Consider the following 244-nt stretch of genomic DNA (forward strand, 5'->3'; position numbering starts at 1 on the left):
TTTTATTCCACCAAATCTTCTATCTCGATTTTGATATGTAAAAATAGCTTTTTGGAGCTCTTTTTCATCAAAATCAGGCCAATGAACATTTGTGAAGTAAAATTCTGCATATGCAACTTCCCATAATGACTAGTATTATTCCAGACATTATTGTTGCAATAATAAGTCCATCAATTCCGTAGGTTTTTACAATTTCATAAACGATTACAACAAAAGCACCTGTGGGTCCTCCTATTTGTACCTT

At 32.4% G+C, this 244-nt stretch carries 1 pseudogene; it reads right to left on the bottom strand.

Annotation, left to right across the window (positions count from 1 at the left end):
• Positions 1–126, bottom strand: a pseudogene (locus K0039_RS23805) (undecaprenyl diphosphate synthase family protein); the annotation flags it as partial.
• Positions 127–244 lie beyond the last annotated feature (118 nt).

Origin of the sequence: Terrisporobacter mayombei (genome assembly GCF_020748465.1) — a bacterium.
Taxonomy (GTDB): domain Bacteria; phylum Bacillota; class Clostridia; order Peptostreptococcales; family Peptostreptococcaceae; genus Terrisporobacter; species Terrisporobacter mayombei.